Here is a 22,363-nt window from a genome sequence, read left to right on the forward strand (position 1 = left end):
GGGAAATCCGTCCACGAGTCGACGGCTGGCACGGGGGTTGAAGAATGATTCTCCCGTGACTACGCGGTCCCACTGTTTCTGGAGGAAACGACCTTGAACGCGAACAAGCAGAAGACCCGTCTCCTCGCCCAGAATTTCTTCAACCAGCTGCGCGCGGATGGCTACACGCCCATGCAGATCATCGGCATGGCCACCGAGCTGTTGGACCTGGTGTCGGAGGACCTCAAGGGGGTGCACGCCGGTGTCGCGCAGGTGAGCCCCGAGAGCCGGCCGGACTTCCGCCAGGAGGCCTGACCGCCTAGAATGCGGACTGTCCCTGGCGGGTGAGCCGGGTTCCGGGCGGGTCCCGGGGCTCGAGCGCCCCCAGGCGGCACAGCGAACGCGGTACACGAAACCGGCCCTCGAGCCGGTTTTTTCGTTTCCGGGGAACGCGTCACCCGGGCGGACGGGCGGCGGCCTGCTCCCGGCGCCGCTGGCGCGCGGCGGACGCGGCGAGGATGAACAGGCCCGCGTTCACGGCGGTGAAGACGGAGCTGACCGAGTACGCGGCGAGGGCGCCGAGCAGCAGGGCGCCCACCACGACGGCGGACACGTCCACCCAGCGGGCGCGCCGGTGGGGGAGCACCAGCAGGGTGACGCACCCGGTGAGCGGCAGGCCGAGCGCCACCTGCCGGGCGATTTGAGGGCCGCTCTCGGCGACCGTCTCCCAGTTGTTCACGAGGATGGCGACGAAGATGACGACCGTGCCGATGGCGAGCACGAGCACGCCCGCGGCGGCGGCGTCCTTGGTGAGCCGGGCCTTCTCGTCGAAGTGCCGGGTGGCCAGGTCCACCAGATGCTCGAGCGCGCTGTTGAGGATCTCCGCGAAGAAGATGAGCAGCACGCAGAAGATGAGGATGACCTTCTCGGCGACGCCCAGGGGGATGCCACTGCCCACGAGCCCCACGAGCACGGCGGAGACCAGGTGCACGCGCATGTTGCGCTGGTGCACGGCGGTGTGGATGAGCCCGTCCCAGGCATGGCGGAAGGAGGCGAGCATGCCCGTGCCGCCCCGCGACGCGTAGGCGGGGGGGCGGCGGGGCGTCTCCGGGTCCGGGGGAGGTGGTGGGGAGTAGGGAGCGGGGGAACTCATCGGAGACAGGTTAGCGGGAGAGTGGGTGGGCACCCACGAGTTCGATTGGCAGGTCTCGCGCCGGGTCCTAACGTCCGGCGCCTCATGGCACTTCCTGCATCCCTCCGTACCACTGTCTGGGTGTTGCTCACGATCTTCTGTTGGCCTGGAACCAGCCAGGCGCAGGAAGAGGACGCTGCTCACGCCTGTGGGCTCGAGCCCCCGGACGCGGAGTACGTGCCCTTGCCCGGCCCCCGGCCCCATGAAACCCACTGGTCGCCCGCCGAGCCCGCCCTGGTGCGCCGCGAGCAGCGCGGCTCCGGCGTCTCCGCGTTGTCGGGGGTGCCCCAGACGCGCCTGCGCACCGGGGCGCTGTCGGGGAAGGTCATCTACCTGAGCCCGGGGCATGGCTTCTATCGCAGCTCGCCCCTGGGCCGGTGGGCCACCCAGCGCGGCAACACGAACGACGTCGTCGAGGACCTGGTGTCGCTCGAGACGATGGACCAGTACCTGCTGCCGATGCTGATGGGGGCGGGCGCCACGGTGGTGCCGGTGCGCGAGCCGGACCTGAATCCCCAGGGCGTGGCGCTCGACAACGGCGGGGTGGGGTATTCGGAGGAGGGGCCGGCGGAGCTCTTCTCCAGCACGGGTTCTGGCTCCGGCTGGGGCGTGCCGCCGGTGCCCATGGGCAACGCGGTGGAGCCCTTCAAGCTGGGAGACTCCCGGCTGATGACGGCCGCGGCCACGGCCACGGCGCATGCCACCTGGGCGCCCCGGGTGCCCGCGGACGGCGCCTACCACGTGTATGTCGCCTACGGCTCGGACCCGAGCCGGGTCACGGACGCGCACTACGTGGTGCGGCACGCGGGCGGCGAGAGCCACTTCCGGGTGAACCAGCGCCGCCACGGGGGCACGTGGGTGTTGCTCGGCCGCTTCTACTTCCGGGCGGGCGCTCCGGCGGAGTCGGCGTCGGTGGTGGTGTTCAACGACTCGGCCGAGGCGGGTAGCGTGTCGCTGGACGCCGTACGCCTGGGCGGAGGCACGGGCGACATTGGAGATGCGAAGCTGGGCCCGCTCTCGCGTCCGCGCTCCGAGGAGTGTGCGCGCTACCACACCCAGTTCAGCGGCGCGCCGCCCGATGTGTTCGCGCCCTCGAAGACCAACGCGCTCTCCAACGAGCGCAACGACGACGTCTCCGCCCGTCCGCGCTTCGCGGCCTGGCTGCACGAGGAGGGCGAGGACGCCGTGTACGTCGCCTGGCACACCAATGCCTCGGCGAATGGCTCCGTCCGGGGCACGGAGGCCTACGTCTATGGGCCCAACCCGGTGGACGGCAAATACATCCCCGGTGCGGCGGTGGCCGGCAGTCCGGAGCTCGCGCAGAGCCTGCTGGACGAACTCAAGGTGGACCTGCAGCGGGAGATCGAGCCGGCCTGGCGGGTGCGCAACCTGCGCTCGGCCAATCTGGGCGAGGTGAACCCGACCCACAACCCGGAGATCCCCTCCGTGCTGGTGGAGGTGGCCTACCATGACAACGCCCAGGACGCCGCGTGGCTCAAGGAGCCGCACTTCCGGCGCGTCGCCGCGCGGGCCTTCCTCCATGGCCTCATCAAGTACTTCGCCGTCCGGGATACCCCGGAGGGTCAAGCTCCCGTCATCCACCTGCCCCCCGAGCCGCCCTCGGCGGTGGCGGCCCGCAACGCGGGAGGCGGCCAGGTCGAGGTGAAGTGGGCGCCGCCCGCGGACCCGGACGGGGCCGTGCCTCCGCAGCACCCGGTCACGGGCTACCGCGTCTACCAGAGCACGGACGGACTGGCCTGGGACGAGGGCACGGACACCACCGCCACGTCCTTCTCCCTGCCGCTCGCGGCGGGCACGACGCGCTACTTCCGGGTGGCGGCCCTCAACGAGGGCGGCGAGTCCTTCCCCTCGGACGTGGTGGGCGTGAGCGTGGGCGCGACGGACGGGGCGCCGCGGGTGCTCGTGGTCAACGCCTTCCGGGCCCTGGATGCGACGATGGCGCGCGTCGAGGAGCTCTCGGCGTACGATCTGGGCTCGCCCCGGCGCCTCTTCGTGGAGGCGATGAACGACGGGACGGCCCTGCGCCGCCACGGGGACGCGCTGGCGCGCAACGCCGTGGCCTTCGACAGCGCGACGAACGAGGCGATCGCCGCGGGCCTCCTCACCCCCGTGGGCTACCCGGTGCTGGACTGGTTCTCCGGGCGGGGACAGGCCCGGAGCGAGGGCCCCGACGCCACCGAACAGGCCCTGCTGCGCGCTTTCGTGCTCGGGGGAGGGCACCTGCTGCTGTCGGGCAGTCAGATTGCCTCCGCGCTCGCGGTGGGAAGCCCCGAGGACGTCGCCTTCCTGACGGACATCCTGCACGCCCGGCCAGTGTGTGGTCTGTCGGCGCCGCGGGTGGGGGGGCTCACGGATGGCCTCTTCCCGGGCCTCGCGAGTTCGCTGTTGGACGACGGGCGGCGGGGCTCCTTCCCGGTGGGCGCGACGGACGTGCTCCGGCCAGGGGAGGGGGGCCAGCCGGTGCTGGGCTATTCCGGGGCGGACACTGCGGCGGGCGTCCTCTCCGCGCCGGGGGGACAGGTGCTCTTCCTGGGCGTACCCCTCGAGGGCGTCGTCACCTCCGAGCGCCGTGCGTACCTGATGGGTGCCTTCCTGGCCCGGGCGGGGGTGTTGGCGTCGCCGCCCCCGGCGCCGGGGTCGGAGGAGGCCCTGCCGCTGGATCTGGACTCGGGTGGCTTGAGCTCCCCGGGGGGCGCATTCCCGTGCACCCTCGAGCAGGTCCCCGGCTCCTACGGCGAGGAGCGGGGCGGCTGCGGCTGCGGGGCGGGGGGGGGAACGGCCTCCCTGGCGGGGCTGTTGCTGTTGCGGCTTGTGCAACGGCGGCGGACTCGTCATTTGCCTCGCGGAGAGCGTTGACTCGCGTGCCGCCCATGCCTACGGTCGCCCGCCTTTTCGTCCCAGCCCCATTCCCCGCTCAAGGAGCTTGAACATGGCCACCAAGATTGCCATCAACGGATTCGGTCGTATCGGCCGCTGCGTGCTGCGCGCCGCGCTCGCCCGCAAGGAGAACCTCGACTTCGTCGCCATCAACGATCTCGACTCGCCGGCCACCCTGGCGCACCTCTTCAAGTACGACTCCGTGCACGGCATCTTCCCGGGCACCGTGTCGGCCACCGAGAAGGCCATCGTCATCGACGGCAAGGAGATCGCCGTCACGGCCCAGAAGGATCCCTCCGCGCTGCCCTGGAAGTCGCTGGGCGCGGACATCGTCCTCGAGTGCACGGGTCACTTCACCGAGCGCGAGGGTGCGATCAAGCACGTGAACGCGGGCGCCAAGAAGGTCATCATCTCCGCGCCGGCCAAGAACCCGGACTTCACGATCGCCTACGGCATCAACCACGATCAGTACGATGCCGGGAAGCACCAGATCCTCTCCAACGCCTCGTGCACCACCAACTGCCTGGCGCCCGTGGCCAAGGTCCTCTCCGACACCTTCGGCATCGAGAAGGGCGTGATGACCACCATCCACAGCTACACCAACGACCAGCGCATCCTGGACCTGCCGCACAAGGACCTGCGCCGCGCCCGTGCCGCCGCCTTGTCGATGATCCCCTCGTCCACGGGCGCCGCCAAGGCCATCGGTGAGGTGCTCCCGAGCCTCAAGGGCAAGATGCACGGCATCTCGGTGCGCGTGCCCACCCCGAACGTGTCCCTGGTGGACCTGAGCGTGGTGCTCTCCAAGAACGTCACCGCCGACGCCATCAACGACGCCTTCAAGAAGGCCGCCGAGGGCTCGCTCAAGGGCATCCTCCAGTACAGCGACGAGCAGACGGTGTCCGTCGACTACAACGGCAACCCGCACTCCTCCATCTTCGACTCCACCAACACCATGGTCATGGGCGACAACCTCGCCAAGGTGATGGCCTGGTACGACAACGAGTGGGGCTTCTCCAACCGCATGGTGGACGTGGCCAAGTTCCTGTCCTCCAAGGGCCTGTAATCCCCGAAGCCCGTCACACGGACGAACCAGAGGGAACGATGACGATCCGCTACATCGACGACATGCAGCTCACCGGCAAGCGCGTCTTCATCCGGGTGGACTTCAACGTTCCCCTGGAAGGCCGGCGCATCACCGACGACACCCGCATCCGCGAGGCCCTGCCCACCATCCAGAAGGCCCTGGACCTGGGCGGCAAGGTCATCCTCGCCTCGCACCTGGGACGCCCCAAGGGCGTGGAGCCCAAGCTGTCCCTGGAGCCGGCCGCCTCGCGCCTGTCCGAGCTGCTCGGCGGCAAGCACGAGGTCATCCTCGCGGATGACTGCGTGGGCGACGGCGTGCGCAAGCTGGTGAAGGATCAGAAGGAAGGCCAGGTGCTCATGCTCGAGAACCTGCGCTTCCACAAGGAGGAGGAGGCCAACGACGAGGCCTTCGCGCGCGAGCTGGCCTCCTTCGCCGACGTCTACATCAACGACGCCTTCGGCACCGCGCACCGCGCGCACGCCTCCACCGCCGGCATGGTGCCCTACGTGAAGGAGAAGGGCGCCGGCCTGCTCATGCGCAAGGAACTGGAGTACCTGGGCGGCGCCATCAAGAACCCCGCCAAGCCCTTCGTGGCCATCCTGGGTGGCTCGAAGGTGAGCGACAAGATCAAGGTCATCGAGAGCTTGCTGCCCAAGGTGGACGCGCTGCTCATCGGCGGCGCCATGGCCTACACCTTCCTCAAGTCGCAGGGCATTGAAGTGGGCAAGAGCCGCGTGGAGGAGGACAAGCTGTCCATGGCCACGCGCCTGCTCGAGGCGGCGCAGCGGCTCAAGACGTCGCTCGTGCTGCCCATTGATCACATCTGCAGCACGGAGCTGGGCGACAAGGGCCCGCTGCGCGAGGTGCCCGACCGGGCCATCCCCGCGGACCTCATCGGCCTGGACATCGGCCCCAAGACGCGCGCCATGTACGCCGAGCACATCCGCAACGCCAAGACGGTGGTGTGGAACGGCCCCATGGGCATGTTCGAGGTGGAGCGCTACGCCGCGGGCACGCGCGCGGTGGCCGAGGCCATGGTGGCCAACAAGAACGCGGTGACGATCGTGGGCGGCGGTGACAGCGCCGCGGCCGTCAACGAGATGGGCCTGGGCGTCAAGCTCAGCCACGTGTCCACCGGCGGCGGCGCCTCGCTCGAGTTCCTCGAGGGCCGTGAGCTGCCGGGCGTCAAGGCGCTCGAGACGAAGTAGTCCACCCCCACCGCTCCCTCCACCGTCCCCCCGAGGAGTCAGTCCCCATGGCCGCACCGACGCGACGCAAGATCATCGCTGGCAACTGGAAGATGAACAAGACGCTCTCCGAGGCGCTCGCGCTGGTGCGGGAGCTGAAGGGACTGGCGGCGGGGCTGCCGGCGGAGCGCGTGGAGGTGGCGGTGGCGCCGCCCTTCGTGTCGCTCGCCGCGGTGGCGAAGGAATTGGAGGGCTCGGCGCTGAAGCTGGCCGCCCAGAACTGCCACTGGGAGGCGAGCGGGGCGTTCACCGGCGAGGTGTCCGCGCCGATGCTCAAGGACGTGGGGTGCGCCTACGTCATCCTGGGCCACTCCGAGCGCCGGCAGTACTTTGGCGAGACGGACGAGACGGTGAACAAGCGCATCCGGGCGGTGCTGGCGGCGGGGATGACGCCCATCGTGTGCGTGGGCGAGACGCTGGCGGAGCGCGAGGCGGGCCGCACGAAGGACGTGGTGGAGCAGCAGGTGTTGGGCGCGCTGAAGGGCTACCAGGCGGCCGAGGTGGCGAACTTTGTGCTCGCTTACGAGCCGGTGTGGGCCATTGGCACGGGCCGCACGGCGACGAGCGCCCAGGCGCAGGAGGTGCACCGGGCGCTGCGCGAGCAGCTGGGGCGGCTGTACGACGTGGGGACGGCGGAGCGGGTGCGCATCCAGTACGGCGGGAGCGTGAAGCCGGACAACGCGGCGGAATTGCTGGGCCAGCCGGACGTGGATGGGGCGCTGGTGGGGGGCGCGAGTCTGAAGGCGGGAGACTTCGCGGGCATCCTCAAGGGCGCGGTGGGGGCGTAAGCAAGGAAGATTGTCACCGAGCGCGCCGTTCGGTTAGGCTGCGCGACCTTTTATTCAGGACTGGAAAGAAGAGTAAAGCATGCTGACCTTCGTGACGATCGTGCACGTCCTGCTGTGCGTGTTCATGATCTTCGTCATCTTGTTGCAGCCCGGTAAGGACGCCGGCATGGGCTCGGCGCTGGGCGGCGGGGCCGCGACGAGTGCCTTCGGCGGCCGGGGCGCGACGACGTTCCTGACGAAGGTGACGGGCGTGTGCGCGGCGCTGTTCTTCCTCACGTCGCTGGGCCTGTCCTTCGTGGGCATGCGCTCCTCGGTGGCGGCGGGCGCGGTGGCTCCCGCGGCGGCTCCGGCTCCGGCCGGGACCCCCGGGCCGGGCCCCTCGTCGACGGGCGCGCCTCCGGCGGGCCAGATTCCGGCGGCCACTCCGCAGGACGCGGCGGCCCCCACGGGCACGGCGCCCGTGGAGCCGCAGCAGGCCCCGGCCACGCCGAGCACCGTGGAGCAGCCTCGCCCGGCCGAGACGCCGGCTCCTGCTCCCGCCCCGGCTCAGTAGGCGGGCAGCCAGCGAGCCCTGGAAAAGTGCAGCAGGGGCTCGCATAAAGTTGTTGTCGGCGGCGCGGTTCGTGGTACTAGAGGCCGCGTCGCAACGCGGTTCGCGGTTCGCAGCAAGCCCAGGTGGTGGAACTGGTAGACACACCATCTTGAGGGGGTGGCGCCGAAAGGTGTGCGGGTTCGAATCCCGCCCTGGGCACTCCGCAAAGAGCCTCCGAGTCGAAAGACTCGGGGGCTTTTTTGTTTTCCGGGCCGCGCTTCCTGTCCAGGTGCCGCAATGTGCCCTTGGGGCGCTCGTCGAGGGCGCGGACCGCGTCCTTCTTCACGTCCGGGTTCAAGTGCACGTAGCGCCCATCAGCTCCTGGATGGCCTTGAGCGGCACCCCGCGCATGGCAAGGTGGCTGGCGAAGGTGTGCCGCAGCGTGTGCCACCTGATGGGCCGGATGCCCGCCCGCGTGGCGTTGCGGAGGATGGCCTCCGTGCAGGTGTGCTGCGGGTTGCTGATGAAGCCGCCGTCCCGCTGGGGGAACACCCAGGGTGAGTCGATGCGCTGCGGGTATTCCCGCAGGGCATTCAGCGCTCGCTCATTACTGAGCGGCACCTCCCGCTTTCGGCGTGCCCAGGAGCCCCGGAAGACGCTGCGCTTCACGATGAGGCGACCGGCCGTCATGTCCACGTAGTTCCAGGACAGGGCGGTCAGCTCGCCGATGCGCAGGCCGGTATTGAGGGCAAGGGAGATCATCGTCTTCCACCGGCCGGGCTTCGCGTGCGCCTCCAGTCGCTCGGCTTCCTCGAAGGAGAGGAAGTCGATCTCGGGCTTGGGCGCCTTGAGCCACTCCACCGTGGGCACCACGTCGAGCTCGTCGAACTCCTAGGCCAGGATCAGGAGCGTGCGCAGCACGGTCAACAGGTTGTTGACGCTGTTCTTAGCGAGCCTCTCCTTCATTTTTTGAGCTTTGAGGGCCTCGATTCGTGCGGTGTCGATCTGGTCCAGCTTCAACCGTCCGAACGCGGGGACCAAGTGCTTGCGCAGAATGTCGGCTTTGGTCTTCGCGGTGGAGACCTTGTTGTTCGTCCGTGAGTGCTTGAGGAACTGCTCCAGGGTGGGGACCTCTTTCTTCTCCTTTCCGAAGGTGAGCCTGCCCCAGTTTTGGCTCTCCCGCACTTCATGTGCTTCGCGCATTAGGACGCCTGCTACTCCAACGAGCGTTGATCGCCGCATGACCGGCGAGCACACAATGTGCGGGAGAGTCAGCTGATCAGGTAAGCTCCCGCCCGAAATGCCCGTCGAAGGAGCTGGTGGCGGGCGAGGGTCTCATGGACGTTTTCTCCCTTCGGGATGCGGTCGTCGGCGAGTACAGGAAGTTCGCGACCTCATTCACGAAAATCTTCGCTGAGGACATCCGGCGTCAGGTCGAGGAAATCTACGCGCAGGGACGCTACTGGCCCGAGCCCCTCCTTCAGATCAACCCGAACTACCAACGCACAACCTCAGTGGGCGAGCTGGTGGAAGCGGGGCTCTTGGAGAAGCGGTGCGCGGAGATCTTCCAGGTTTCGGGCAAGCCGCTGGACCTGTACAAGCACCAGCAGCAGGCGATCGCCACTGCCGCCGCGGGCGAGAGCTACGTCGTTACCACCGGCACCGGCTCGGGCAAGTCGCTCTCCTTCTTCATTCCTGTGATCAATGCGGTGCTGACCGAGAGGCGCACCGCGCCCGAGCCACGCACTCGGGCCATCGTCATCTACCCCATGAACGCGCTGGCCAACAGCCAGCTCGAGGAACTCACGAAGTACGTCGGCAACGTTCCGGGAGAGAAGCCGGTCACGTTCGCGAAATACACCGGCGCCGAGAAAGCCGACGAGAGGCAGCGGATCGCGGACAACCCGCCGGACATCCTGCTCACCAACTTCATGATGCTCGAGCTCCTGATGACGCGTCAGGACCCGCTCGATCGAAGGGTGATGGCCCACTGCCAGGGGCTACGTTTCCTGGTGCTCGACGAGCTGCACACCTATCGCGGCCGCCAGGGCGCGGACGTGGCCATGCTGGTCCGCCGCGTGCGCGAGCGGCTCGCTCCAGAACGTCTCCAGTGCATCGGCACCTCCGCCACCATGGCGAGCCAGGGCACACTGGAAGAGCGAAACGCGGAGATTGCCCGCGTTGCCTCCAGGCTGTTCGCCAGCGCGATCCCCACCAGCAACGTCATCGGCGAGACGCTCGAGTGCGTGACCGCTCCCTCAGTGCGCTCCAGGTTGAAGGACAAGGCCGTACTGGGGCCGGCCGTGGAAGTGCCGCTCCCGGAGACCATCACCGACGCCCAGCTCCGCGTCCACCCGCTGGCGGCGTGGGTGGAGACGAACCTGGGCGTGACGTTCTCGGACGTCGATCAACGCTGGGTCCGCGCCAAGCCACTCACCTTGACCAGGGCTGTCGAGAAGCTGAGCGTCGACTCGGGCAAGGACGCGAAGGTCTGCCAACGCGCCTTGCGTGAATTGCTGCTCATCTCGAGCATTCCGGAAAAGGAGCGCACGGGGGGGAAGGGCACTGGCGAGCGCAGCTTCTTCGCCTTCAAGCTCCACCAGTTCATCTCTGGCGCGGGGCATGCCTTCGCAACGCTCGAGCCACCCGGTCAGCGTGCGGTAACCGTCGAAGGCCAGCAGTTCCTACCGGGCTTCCAGGAGAAGCGGCTCTATGCCACCCACTTCTGCCGGACCTGCGGCCACGAGTACCACCCCGTCCGCTACGTCATCGATGGCGAGCACCGCGCCTTCCACTTCCGCGACATCGACGACGCCGCACCCGCGAGCGACGACAGTTCCAGGGTCCAGGACGACGACATCGAACAGGAGGTCTTTGGCTTCCTGACGCTCGACGCCACGGATGAGGGCTTCGATTTCCAGGATGACGAGTCCAGGTACCCGGAGACCTGGCTCGAGCCGAGCGCCTCCGGTGTGCCGCGCCTCAAACCGAACTACCGTGACGCCCGTGCCCTGTCCGTGACCGTGTCACCCACGGGGAAGGAGGGCGAGGGCGTCAGCGCGTGGTTCCTCCCGGGTCGCTTCCGGCTCTGCCTGCGCTGTGGCGAGACCCACGGCGGCTCGTCTCGCGATCGCAACCGGCTAGCATCACTCTCCGCAGAGGGTCGAAGCTCGGCGACAACGGTCCTGGTGACCAGCGTGCTCCGTTGGATGCACGGATCTGGCTCCGGCCTCAAGCCCGAGACGCGCAAGCTCCTCGGCTTCACCGACAACCGGCAGGACGCGGCGCTCCAGTCGGGGCATTTCAATGATTTCCTTTTCGTGAGCCTCGTGCGCGCGGGATTCCTGGGGGCGCTTGAGCTGGCCGGGGAAGAGGGTCTGCGGAGCGACTCGCTCGGGGCCGTCCAGCAGCGCTCATTGGGTTTCAACGGCGCCGATGCGCGCCTGCGTGCCGAGTGGTTGAAGGAGCCGACGTTGAGCGGCTTCCATCTCACCGAGGCGGAGCGCGCGCTCCGCCAAGTCCTGACCTACCGCGTCTGGTTCGACCAGCGGCGCGGTTGGCGCTACACCAACCCGAACCTCGAACAGCTCAAGCTCGTCAGGGTCGAGTACGCCGGGCTGGACGCATTGGTCTCGGAAGAGACGCGCTTTTCGGGCGCCCATCCCCTCCTGCGCGAGGTTTCCCCCGAGAGCCGGCTCGGCGCCTACCGGAAGCTGTTCGACCACATGCGTCAGGGAATGGCGATTCGCTCCCAGGTCCTGGACCCCATTCTGGTGGAGCAGCTCGCGGCGAACTCGCACAGTTGGCTGAGGACGCCGTGGGGATTTGGAACCGAGGAGCGACCTCGAGCGGCCCGGTGGCTGATGGTCTCCTCGCCCGCCACCACCCGCGAGGCCAGCCTCCGTGACGCCGATCTCTTCGTCCGCGGCGGAGCGCGCAGCGCACTGGGACGGGTGCTCAGGCACTCCAGGACGTGGGGCGAGGGCCCGAACGCGGGCAGGCTGAAGTCAGCCGAGCTGGATGCGCTGATCGTGTCGATGCTCGACGTCGCCACCAGCTTCGGGCTCGTCCACCAGGAGGCCACGCCGTTCGACGGCCAGCCGGGGTGGAAGCTCAATGACGCGTGCGTGGTCTTCAAGAAGGCTGAGCCGCAGGTGACCTCGGCGCACGCCAACCATGACGCGTTCTTCCGCGACCTCTACTCCAACCTCGCGCGGCTGCTCCGCGAGCCCTCGCACCCGCTGTTCGGCTTCGAGGCGCGGGAGCACACGGCCCAGGTGGAGCAGGAGCGGCGAGAAGTGCGCGAGAAGCGCTTCCGTTTTGGCAAGAAGGAGCAGAAGGAGCTCGCGGACGAGGAAAAAAAGCTACGCGATCTGGACGAATCAAGCCGATTCCTTCCGGTGCTCTTCTGCTCGCCCACCATGGAATTGGGCGTCGACATCTCGTCGATGAACGCGGTCTACCTCCGCAACGTTCCTCCCACGCCAGCCAACTACGCGCAGCGCAGCGGCCGTGCGGGCCGCAGCGGTCAGGCCGCTTTGGTCCTCACCTATGCCGCCGCGCTGAGCCCGCACGATCAGTACTTCTTCCGCGACCCGCAGAAGATGGTGCACGGCGAGGTGAAGGCACCGCTCATCGACCTCGCCAACCGCGAGCTGATCGAAAGCCACCTCCACGCCACCTGGCTGGCTTGCACCGAGGAGCCCCTGGCGGACGCCATCTCGGATCTCCTGGTCCTGCCCGAGCCGGAACGGCCCTTGAAACCGGAGCTCGCGGCGCGCATGGAGGATGTGCGGGTGACCGCGCGTGCGAATGAGCGGATCAGTCGCGTGCTCGCGCTGGTGGAAGACGAGCTCACTCCCGTGGTCGCGCCGTGGTTCCCGGGCCGGGAGCGCTTCGCGGAGGAAATCTCCCGGACGGCCCAGACCCGCTTCAAGGAGGCGTTCCAACGCTGGCGCCACCTCTTCCGGGCCGCGGAGGAGCAACGCGATGCCGCCCGCCAGGTGATGGACAGCTACTCAGCCCCGCGGAAGGAGAAGAAGGCGGCGGATAGCCGGCACGCTCAGGCCCTCGACCAGCTCCGCCTGCTCCAGATGGGCGCGCATGGCGTTTCGAGCGACTTCTACACGTACCGCTACCTGGCCACGGAGGGATTCCTCCCCGGCTACAACTTCCCGCGCCTTCCCTTGATGGCCTACATCCCGGCGGCGGGTGACGGGCGAGGGCGGCAGACCTACTTGCAGCGCCCGCGCTTCCTCGCGCTCGCCGAGTTTGGCCCGCGCAGCCTCGTCTACCACGAGGGGCGTGCCTACCGGGTGGTTCGCGCGATGCTCTCACTTGAGCAGCACGGCCACAAAGCGGGGGCGCGCCTTCCCACTCAGTCCCTCCGTATCTGCAAGGAGTGCGGCGGCAGCGACTTCGACAATCAGGCATCCTTGTGCCACGCGTGCGGTGCTTCCCTGGGGGACGCGGAGTGCGTGAACGACGTCTACCGCATCGAGAACGTCGCGACCCAGCCCGCCGAGCGGATCACCGCCAATGACGAGGAACGCCAGCGTCAGGGCTTCGAGCTTCAAACCACCTTTCAGTGGGCGGTGCGCGATCAGAAGGTGGACGCGCGAGAGGGCACGGTGGCGGACGCACACGGGGACTTGGCGCGGCTCGCCTATGGCGCTGGAGCCACCATCACCCGGCTCAACAAGGGCCTCCGCAGGCGTAAGGACAAGAAGAAGCTCGGGTTCTTCATCGATCCCATCTCTGGTTTCTGGGCGAAGAGCGAGGACGAAGACGACGGGCCGCCGGATCCTGAAGCCACCCGGCCGCAAGCCATTGTCCCCTGCGTGTGCGATCAGAAGAACGCGCTCTTGTTCCAGCCGGTGCAGGGCGACCTGTCGCAGCGGACGTTGGTCACTGTCCAGCACGCGCTCCTCCGCGGAATCGAGTCCGTCTTCCAGCTTGAGGAAGGCGAGATGCTTGCCGAGCCCATGCCGACCCGTGATGAGCGCAAAGGCTTCCTCCTATACGAGGCAACCGAGGGCGGTGCTGGCGTGCTCACCCGGCTGGTGAGCGAGCCACGGAAGATTGCCGAGGTGGCTGGCGCCGCCCTGGACGTCATGCACTTCGACGTGAGTGGTGAAGACGGCCTGCCCGAAAACAGCTCGGGGCTGGTCGACGTGACGGAGACTTCCTGTGTCGCCGCCTGCTACCGCTGCTTGATGTCCTATTACAACCAGCCGGACCACGAAGACCTGGATCGGCGCGATCCGGATGCACGGGAACTGCTCGTGCGTCTCGCCCGCGCAACCACCGTCGTGGAGGATGTACCGGCCGCATCGTCCGAGCCACAGTCGTCGGACCCCGTGCTCGCCCCCTGGCTGACTCAGTCGCATGTGCGCGGTCTTCCGGCGCCCGATCCGGAGCCCATCGCGCTCGACGGCGTTGCGGTTCCGCTGGCCTGGCGCAGCCACTACGTCGCGGCGGTTTTCGAGGGCATGCCGGCTGAGGCCATCCGCATGCTCGTGAACAAGGGCTTCGAGGTCATCCAGTTTCCCACTTCAGCGTCCGCCTGGGCCGCGCCGTTTGACCGGCTGGCCCATGCGCTGGGACGAGATTCATGAGCACACCCCGCACATCTTCCGCCGCACCGTCCATGCAGTTCAGCCCCGGTTCACTGGTGAGCGCACGAGGCCGCGAGTGGATCGTCCTCACCGGAAGCGACTCCGAAGTCCTCCGCGTGCGCCCCATCTCCGGGTCCGAGGAGGACCAGACGCTCATCCACCTAGCGTTGGAAGCCCAGGTGAGCCCGGTTCAGGAGGCGCGCTTCCCGCCGCCGGCAGCGAACCAGGTGGGAGGCCATGATGCAGCGCTGCTCTTGCGTGACGCACTCCTGCTCTCGCTTCGACGTGGCGCGGGTCCGTTCCGCGGGTTCGGTCAGATCGCGGTCGAGCCGCGCGCATACCAGCTCGTGCCACTTTTGATGGCACTCAAGCTGGACCCCGTGCGCCTGCTTATCGCCGACGATGTGGGTATCGGGAAGACCATCGAGGCGGCCCTCATCGCCCGCGAGTTGGTGGACCGTGGCGACATCGATCGGCTGGCGGTGCTGTGTCCGCCGCATCTGGTCGACCAGTGGGTGACGGAGCTGGAGGCCCGCTTCCACCTGCGGCCGGTGGCGGTCACTGCCGCCAGCGCCAACCGGCTCGAGCGGGGCATTCCTCAGAGCGAGAGCATCTTCTCGGTCTACCCGCACGCGGTGGTCAGCCTCGACTACATCAAGAGCGATCGCCGCCGGGCCGATTTCCTCCGCGCCTGCCCGGAGTTCGTCATCGTGGACGAGGCCCACACCTGCGCCGCGACGGGCCAGGGGCGCCATCAGCGGTACGAGCTCCTCAAAGGGTTGGCCGCATCGCCCACGCGGAATCTGGTGCTACTGACCGCCACGCCACACAGCGGAGACGAGGCCGCTTTCTACCGTCTGCTGGGGCTGCTCCATCCGGATTTCGAGCGACTGCCCGAAGCCAAGGGCGCCGAGCGCGAGCAATTACGCGATCGTCTCTCCAAGCACTTCGTCCAGCGCCGCCGGCCAGATATCGCCGAGTGGCACGAGGCAAGGCTCTTCCCGCGCCGCGAAACCAAGGAGCTCACCTACAAGCTCACCGGCAAATGGGACGCGCTCTTCAATGCGGTGTTGGACTACTGCGCCTCCATTGTCGAGGCCGCGGGAAGCGACGAGCGCCGTGCTCGGCTGAACTACTGGGGCACCTTGGCGTTGATGCGCTGCGTGGCCTCGAGTCCCGCGGCGGCGGTGCAGGCGCTGCGCACGCGCGCCGGGCTGGAGAGCGCCGAGGACGAAGAAACATTGCAGGAGCGCGTGTTGGATGGCGCCGCCGACATCCTGCCGGACGACGACGTGGAGCCGCCCGCCGCGACTGACGATACCGAGCTCCAGAAGCTGATCGCCATGTCCGAGGCACTGTCGGGGCAGGAGGGCGATCCCAAGCTCAAGGTACTGGCGGAGCATCTCAAGCAGCTCCTGGAAGAGGGCTTCAGCCCGGTCGTTTTCTGCCGCTACATTGCCACCGCGCATTACCTGGGCCGTCACCTGCGCGAATCGCTGAAGGGTGTCGAGGTGGCCGTCGTCACCGGTGAGTTCACCTCCGACGAGCGGAAGGTGAAGGTCGATGCGCTAGGCGACGCGGAGCGCCGCCTGCTCATCGCCACCGACTGTCTCTCCGAGGGCATCAACCTCCAGCAGTCCTTCGACGCGGTGGTCCATTACGATTTGTCGTGGAATCCCACTCGCCACGAGCAGCGCGAAGGCCGCGTGGATCGCTTCGGGCAGCAGCGTGAAGTGGTGCGCGCGACCTTGATGTACGGGGCGAACAACCCGGTGGACGGCGCGGTGCTGGACGTCATCCTCCGCAAGGCCGAGAAGATTCGCGAGGAGTTGGGTGTCCCTGTTCCGCTTCCGGACGACGGGCAGACGCTCACCGAGGTGTTGCTCCAGTCGGTGCTCCTCAAGCGAAAGGGCGGCGACAGCACCACCCCAATGAAGCAGATGGGCCTGTTCGAGGAGGGCTGGAAGAACGCGGCCGAGACCGTGAAGAAGAACCGTACCGTGTTCGCGCAGCGCCGACTGAAGCCCGAAGATGTCCTCCCCGAGTGGCACAAGACGCTGGCCGCAGTGGGCGGCCGGGAAGACGTGCGGCGGTTCACCTCGCGCGCCCTCTCGCGACTGGGCACCGCGCCCGAGCCGCTCAAACGCGGGTTAAAGATCGTGCTCGATCGTCTCCCGGAAGAAGTAAAGGAACGGCTCTACGCAGAGGGGCTCCCGGATCAATTCCTCATCGACTTCGACTACCCGGCGGCGCCGCGCTGCCGACCCATTCAGCGTAGCCATCCCCTGGTCGCGGTGGTGGCCGAGACGCTGCTCGAGCGCACGCTCTCCGATGGCGCGACAGTCTCGGACCTGGCCATCCTGGGGCGTGTGGGGTGCTGGACCTCGGCTGTGGTCACCGAGCGAACCGTGGTCGCACTTCTGCGGCTTCGCCACCAGCTTGTCACCCAGCGGCCAGGCCGGGCCTCCACGCTGCTGGTGGAAGAGGCCACCGCCATCGCCTGGTCCGGTGCTCAGGGCACTTCGAGCATGGAAGGGCAGGACGCCCTCGCGCTCCTGGCCGCGCCTCCCGTCGGCGACCCGCCTGCGAACGTTCGCGCCCGGCACATCGAACAGGCACTCGGACTTCACGCGGAGCGGCTCGCCGCGCTTGAGGAGTTCGCCGAGAAGCGCGCGCAGGTGCTCCTGTCCGATCACCGCCGCGTGCGAGAGGCCGCCGACGCGCGCGGAAGCTACAGCGTCAAGGCGCTCAAGCCGCCAGACGTGATTGGACTCTTCGTGCTTCTCCCCAAGGTGGCCTGACGCCATGGCTCTTCGTTCCAGACCTCAGACCCGGGAAGCCCGGCTCGCGTTCGAGGCAATTTCCATCGAAGGCGGGTTGCTCTCGCCGGATTGGCTGACGCGCGCGGCCCAGCTCGCTGCGGGCCACCAATCGGAGGCGGACTACCGCGTCCCCAGGGGCCTCAACCTCCGCGACGAAATTGGTCGCTACTGGCGCATCGCCCAGGCTCACTGGGCCGACTTCAAGATCGGTCGGGCCAACGGCGGCGAACCCCAAGCGCTATCCGAACGCTTCGTGCAGGCCCTCCTGCGAGAGGCTTTCGGCTTCACGACCCTGAGCACCGCGCCTCCTGTGCCGTTGGAGGGGCGCACCTATCCCATCGGCTTCGCGGCTCTGGGTAGGAGGGTGCCCGTGGTTATTGCCTCGGCGGCGAGCGGGCTCGATGCGCTCTCGGTCAACTTCGGCGATGGCGGGCGTCGCCGTAGCGCCTTCGGTCTCGCGCAGGAATTCCTCAACGCCGAGCCGAACGCGCTCTGGGGCCTGACTTCGGACGGGCTCACCCTGCGGATCCTGCGCGACAATGCGAGCCTCACCCGCCCGGCGTGGATCGAGGTGAGCCTTGAGCGCATCTTCCTCGAGGAGCGCTACGCGGACTTCGCGGCGCTGTGGCTCATCGCTCACGAGTCGCGCTTCGGCCGCGCCGAACAGCCGACTACGCAGTGTGCGCTGGAGGCGTGGCGCGAGGCCGCCCGCGAGCAAGGTACTGTTGCACGCGGGAAGCTCCGCGACGGAGTCGAGGCCGCGCTAGCGGAGTTGGGCAACGGCTTTCTCGCCCATCCCGAGAACGACGAACTGCGCGAGGCACTCCGGAGCAATTATCTTACCACCACCGGCTACTTTAACGAGCTGTTGCGGTTGATCTACCGGCTGATCTTCCTCCTCGCGGTGGAAGAGCGCGGCTTCTTGCACCCGGAAGGCGCCTCCGATGCCGCCAGGCGGCTCTACGAGGAGGGCTATAGCCTTAAGCGCCTTCGCGAGCGCGCGGTGCGGCGAAGCGCGCACGATCGCCACTCAGATCTCTGGCAGGCGCTCAAGCTCGTCTTTCACGGCGTGGCTGTCGGCGAGCCGCGGCTGGCACTCCCAGCGCTGTCGGGAATCTTCGCGAGCAGCCAGTGTCCGCATCTGGATTCGGCGAAGCTCCAGAACAGCGCGCTCCTGTCGGCGGTGTTCAAGCTCTCGTGGCTGCGTGAGCCGTCCGGCCTCTCGCGCGTGAACTGGCGCGACATGGGGCCGGAAGAGTTGGGCAGTGTCTACGAGAGCCTGCTCGAACTGGTGCCGCGCATTTCGCAAGGGGGCCGCGCTTTTGAGTTCGCTACTGGCGGCGAGACGAAGGGGAACGCGCGCAAGACGACCGGCAGCTACTACACGCCGGATAGCCTCGTGCAGGTGCTGCTTGACAGAGCGCTCGAGCCGGTCATCAATCAGACGCTGGCGGCGAACCCCAGTCACCCGGTGGAAGCGCTGTTGAAGCTCTCCATCGTGGATCCGGCGTGCGGTTCGGGGCACTTCCTCCTGGCGGCAGCGCGCAAGTTGGCGGCGCACGTCGCGCAGCTCCAGGCGCAGGGCACGCCCTCAGCAGCCGAGTACCGCCACGCGCTGCGGCAGGTGGTCGGCCGCTGCATCTACGGCGTGGATTTGAACCCCATGGCGGTCGAGTTGTGCAAGGTGAGCTTGTGGATGGAGGCGGTGGAACCCGGGCTGCCGCTCGGCTTCCTCAACTCGCACATCCAGCATGGCAACGCGCTGCTCGGCACTACGCCCGAACTGATGGCGAAGGGCATTCCCGACAACGCGTGGGAGTGCATTGAGGGCGACGATAAGAAGACGGCGAGCGCCCTGAAGAAGCGGAACAAGAAAGCGGCGGAGGGGCAGAGGAGCTTCGACACTTCATGGTCAACGCCCAGCGACAGCGAGTCGGCCGCAGTCTCGCGTGCCATCGCGGAGCTTGAGAGCACGTCCGATGCCGATGTTGGCTCGCTGGAGCGTAAGGAATCGAAGTGGGAGGCTATCCTCACCTCCCCCGAATACCGTCACCAGCGCTTCGTCGCGGATGCGTGGTGCGCAGCCTTTGTGTGGCCGAAGACGCCGGGGGCCATGGCAGATGCTGCTCCCACCAACGACGTGTGGCGGCAGATTCGCGATGGGCAGGGACAGCCCCCCGAACTCACCAAGGAGACGACCGATAGGCTCGCGGCCCAGTACGACTTCCTCCACTGGCACCTCGCGTTTCCGCAGGTGTTCGCCAAAGGCGGCTTCGACGTAGTGTTGGGCAATCCTCCATGGGAGCGGGTGAAGCTCCAGGAGCAGGAGTTCTTCGCGTCGAGGCACGATGAGATAGCGAACGCGCCTAATGCGGCTGCTCGCAAAAGGCTCATTGCAGCGCTACCCGTCAAGGACCCTGCGTTGTGGGAGAAATGGAGTGCCGCGAGCCGCCAGGCTGAGGGGCAGAGTCATTTCGTTCGGCAGTCCGGAAGGTATCCCCTGTGCGGCAGGGGCGATGTGAACACCTATGCGCTCTTCGCAGAGCACAACCGAGCTGTACTGGGCCCCAGGGGGCGGGCCGGATTCATCGTGCCGACGGGCATCGCCACGGACGATACGACCAAGGACTACTTTGGAGCATTGGTCGGCACCAGTGAACTGCGTGCACTCTATGACTTCCAGAGTGGCCCAGGTCTTTTCGGTGAGATTGGCCATGCCCGATTCAAGTTCTGCCTGTTGATCCTAGGCCCAGGGCAGGCACCGGCCGACCTGCTGTTCTTCGCCCGCAGCATGGATGAACTCGCGGATCCAGCGCGTCACTTCTCTCTTTCGCCCGCAGACTTCGCAACGCTCAACCCCAATACGAAAACCTGCCCAACGTTCCGCTCACGTCGTGATGCCGACTTGAACCTCGCGATCTACCGTCGCGCCGGTATCCTCTGGAGGGAGAACGATCCGGATGGCAATCCATGGGGACTGCGATTCGTAGCCATGTTTCATATGGCAAACGACTCCGGCCTTTTCCGCACTCGGGCTGAGCTGGAATCGGCAGGTTGGAAGCGAGAAGGAGGCAAATACCTGCTCGACAAACGAGCGATGCTCCCGCTTATAGAGGCGAAGATGGTCCACCACTTCGACCACCGTTTCGGGGACTACGCGGACAAACCAGCCGACAGTGAGAGTACGAGTCTGCCGGATGTGCCCATTCAAAAACTTCAAGACCCTACATACTTCCCGACGGCCCGATACTGGGTTGATAATGGCGAGGTCGACAGCATGCTGGAGGGTCGGTGGGAGCACGGCTGGCTGCTTGGCTGGCGAGATATTTGCCGAAGCTTTGACGAGCGAACCGTCATTGCCTCGCTAATTCCGCGAGTTGCGGTGGGACACAAGTTCCCTTTGCTGCTCGCTGACCGTGCTCCTAATTTGATCGCCGCGCTGTACGCCAATTTGTGCAGTCTCGTCCTCGACTACGCCGCTCGCCAGAAGCTGGGCGGCACATCGTTGACTTATTTCATTCTCAAGCAACTCCCAGTCCTACCCCCTTCTATCTACGTTACACAAGCGCCTTGGGATTCGAGCAGTTCTTTACTCAGTTGGCTTCTGCCGCGCGTTCTTGAACTCACGTACACGGCCTGGGATCTGGCACCTTTCGCCGAGGATCTTGGCTATGAATGCCCACCGTTCCGCTGGGAACCTTCTCGTCGAGTTCTTCTCCGCGCTGAACTCGATGCCGCATTCTTTCACATCTACGGTCTGTCTCGTGACGATACCGCATACGTGCTTGACACCTTTCCAATCGTTCAACGGCATGATGAGAAAGAGCACGGAGAGTACCGCACCAAGCGCATCATCTTGGAACTCCATGACGCGATGAGCGAGGCGATCCGAACCCAGAAGCCCTACCGCTCCGCACTTTTCAGCGACTTGAAGGCATCATGAATCTGCTGCACATCGAGCGGCTCCGTTTGGAGAACTTCCGCTGCTTCGAGGCTCTCAACGTGGCCTTCGAACCAGACACCACCGTCATTTTCGCCGAGAATGGTGGTGGCAAGACGGCGCTGCTGACTGGACTCGCCATGGCTGTGGCGCTCCTCCAACCGAGGCACTCCAAGGAACTCTCCCTGGATGCGGAGCGGGATGCGAGGCGGGTTCGCGTCAGTAGTGACCGCCGTGAACCTGTGGGTCCGTGCACCGTATCGTGTACAGCCACAATCGGCGACCGCCCGACCGTGGAGTGGAGTGTCACAGCCTCGCCCACATCTGGTCGCCGCACGGTAAGGACCCGAGACGCCCATGATGCTATCGAGCATGTTCGGCGCCCGGGAGAGCGGTGGCCCATCATCGGGTATTACGGCACTGGCAGGCTCTCCGGCACGCACAAGCCTCGGAGCAAAGCACGTGCGTTCCAGGACCGCTGGGATGGATACGCGGGCTGCCTGGACCCATCCGCGACAGATGGCCCCCTCGTGGAGTGGCTCGAGAGCGAAGTCCTGGGCGATCTGAGCCGGCTCAGAAGAGAAGAACCGGAGCGACGGCTTGACCTCGCCGTGCTCAATGCCGTCAAGCGGGCTAGCCGTGATATCGCCGATATCTGGTTCGACCCAGCCATCCGGCTCCCCATGGTTCGCTTCCAAAAAGGACACGAAGCCACGTGGTCCGAACTGTCCGACGGCTTCCACGTGTTCATCGGCCTCGTCGGCGACATCGCGCGCCGAGCGGTCATTCTCAACAGTCAGGACGGCGCACAGGCTCCCTTGCTCGCCGAAGGAGTGGTGCTGATCGATGAGATCGACCTGCACCTGCACCCGCGGTGGCAGCGCGTGGTGCTCAAGGGATTGAGGGCGGCGTTTCCCAAGTTGCAATTCATCGTCACCACCCACTCGCCGCAGGTGCTCAGCAGCGCGGAGAATCAACAGGTCCGCCGACTGGCGAACTGGACCGTGCAGGAGAGCACGGTCTTCGTCGAAGGGCGGGACAGCAACGCCATCCTCCGCGATTGGTTTGGCACGGATGATCGCGACGAGCAGGGGCGCAACCCGCTTCAAGAGCTCCATGCCGCCATTGATGAAGGGCGGCTCGAAGAGGCGCGGCAGCAGCTCGCCGCGCTCCAAGGGCGATGGGGAACCATGGACCCGGCGCTGATCCGCGCGGCAAGATTGCTGGACGAGGAGGTTTGAGATGCGGAGGGTTGTAAAGACTC

Annotated in this window: 13 protein-coding genes and 1 tRNA gene; 11 read left to right on the top strand and 3 right to left on the bottom strand. The window is 66.9% G+C overall.

All coding sequences use genetic code 11. The annotated features are described in order from the left end of the window. Window positions 1–93: 93 nt before the first annotated feature. Entirely contained in the window at window positions 94–294 is a 201-nt protein-coding gene (locus tag F0U63_RS16245) for a hypothetical protein (RefSeq protein ID WP_395846829.1), read from the top strand. Window positions 295–433: 139 nt separating this feature from the next. Here the strand turns inward: F0U63_RS16245 and F0U63_RS16250 are convergent, their stop codons facing one another. Beyond that, window positions 434–1,132: a diacylglycerol kinase family protein gene (locus F0U63_RS16250; RefSeq protein ID WP_395846830.1), complete on the bottom strand. Its 699-nt coding sequence runs from the start codon at window positions 1,130–1,132 to the stop codon at window positions 434–436. 84 nt (window positions 1,133–1,216) lie between these two features. On the opposite strand from F0U63_RS16250, the gene F0U63_RS16255 reads away from it, so the two are divergent. The 6 genes from F0U63_RS16255 to F0U63_RS16280 all read left to right on the top strand — a co-directional run bounded on the left by F0U63_RS16255 (window position 1,217) and on the right by F0U63_RS16280 (window position 7,939). Next, window positions 1,217–4,048 carry an N-acetylmuramoyl-L-alanine amidase gene (locus tag F0U63_RS16255; RefSeq protein ID WP_395846831.1) on the top strand — a complete coding sequence of 944 codons (2,832 nt, stop codon included), beginning with the start codon at window positions 1,217–1,219 and terminating at the stop codon, window positions 4,046–4,048. Between the two features lie 73 nt (window positions 4,049–4,121). Continuing rightward, window positions 4,122–5,132: a type I glyceraldehyde-3-phosphate dehydrogenase gene (gap, locus tag F0U63_RS16260; protein ID WP_395846832.1), complete on the top strand. Its 1,011-nt coding sequence runs from the start codon at window positions 4,122–4,124 to the stop codon at window positions 5,130–5,132. Between the two features lie 38 nt (window positions 5,133–5,170). Then, a complete protein-coding gene (locus F0U63_RS16265; protein ID WP_395846833.1) occupies window positions 5,171–6,361 on the top strand; it encodes a phosphoglycerate kinase in 1,191 nt (396 codons plus the stop codon). Window positions 6,362–6,408: 47 nt separating this feature from the next. After that, window positions 6,409–7,188, top strand: coding sequence for a triose-phosphate isomerase (tpiA, locus tag F0U63_RS16270; protein WP_395846834.1), 780 nt, complete (start codon window positions 6,409–6,411; stop codon window positions 7,186–7,188). 79 nt (window positions 7,189–7,267) lie between these two features. Continuing rightward, a complete protein-coding gene (secG, locus tag F0U63_RS16275; RefSeq protein WP_395846835.1) occupies window positions 7,268–7,741 on the top strand; it encodes a preprotein translocase subunit SecG in 474 nt (157 codons plus the stop codon). 116 nt (window positions 7,742–7,857) lie between these two features. Further along, window positions 7,858–7,939 (top strand) — tRNA-Leu (locus F0U63_RS16280). 135 nt (window positions 7,940–8,074) lie between these two features. On the opposite strand, the gene F0U63_RS16285 is transcribed toward F0U63_RS16280, so the two are convergent. Together F0U63_RS16285 and F0U63_RS16290 are read right to left on the bottom strand one after the other, a co-directional pair. After that, window positions 8,075–8,593 (bottom strand): tyrosine-type recombinase/integrase, encoded by a 519-nt coding sequence (locus F0U63_RS16285; RefSeq protein WP_395846836.1) that lies wholly within the window; start codon window positions 8,591–8,593, stop codon window positions 8,075–8,077. Window positions 8,594–8,611: 18 nt separating this feature from the next. Further along, the gene (locus F0U63_RS16290) at window positions 8,612–8,923 is read right to left on the bottom strand and encodes a hypothetical protein (protein WP_395846837.1); all 312 of its coding nucleotides are present in this window, start codon (window positions 8,921–8,923) and stop codon (window positions 8,612–8,614) included. A 134-nt stretch (window positions 8,924–9,057) separates the two neighbouring features. Between F0U63_RS16290 and F0U63_RS16295 the strand changes: the two genes are divergently transcribed. From F0U63_RS16295 to F0U63_RS16310, 4 genes are read left to right on the top strand one after another with little or no spacing between them, the layout of a single operon-like run. Further along, window positions 9,058–14,337, top strand: a complete 5,280-nt coding sequence (locus F0U63_RS16295) for a DEAD/DEAH box helicase (protein ID WP_395846838.1) — start codon at window positions 9,058–9,060, stop codon at window positions 14,335–14,337. Beyond that, window positions 14,334–17,138, top strand: coding sequence for a helicase-related protein (locus tag F0U63_RS16300; protein ID WP_395846839.1), 2,805 nt, complete (start codon window positions 14,334–14,336; stop codon window positions 17,136–17,138). Before F0U63_RS16295 ends, F0U63_RS16300 begins: the two co-directional genes overlap by 4 nt. Window positions 17,139–17,142: 4 nt before the next feature. Further along, entirely contained in the window at window positions 17,143–21,102 is a 3,960-nt protein-coding gene (locus F0U63_RS16305; protein ID WP_395846840.1) for an Eco57I restriction-modification methylase domain-containing protein, read from the top strand. Further along, window positions 21,099–22,340, top strand: a complete 1,242-nt coding sequence (locus F0U63_RS16310) for an AAA family ATPase (RefSeq protein ID WP_395846841.1) — start codon at window positions 21,099–21,101, stop codon at window positions 22,338–22,340. The genes F0U63_RS16305 and F0U63_RS16310 overlap by 4 nt, the downstream gene beginning before the upstream one ends. Window positions 22,341–22,363 lie beyond the last annotated feature (23 nt).

The sequence above is a fragment of the Cystobacter fuscus genome, assembly GCF_044360685.1.
Lineage (GTDB): Bacteria > Myxococcota > Myxococcia > Myxococcales > Myxococcaceae > Cystobacter > Cystobacter fuscus_C.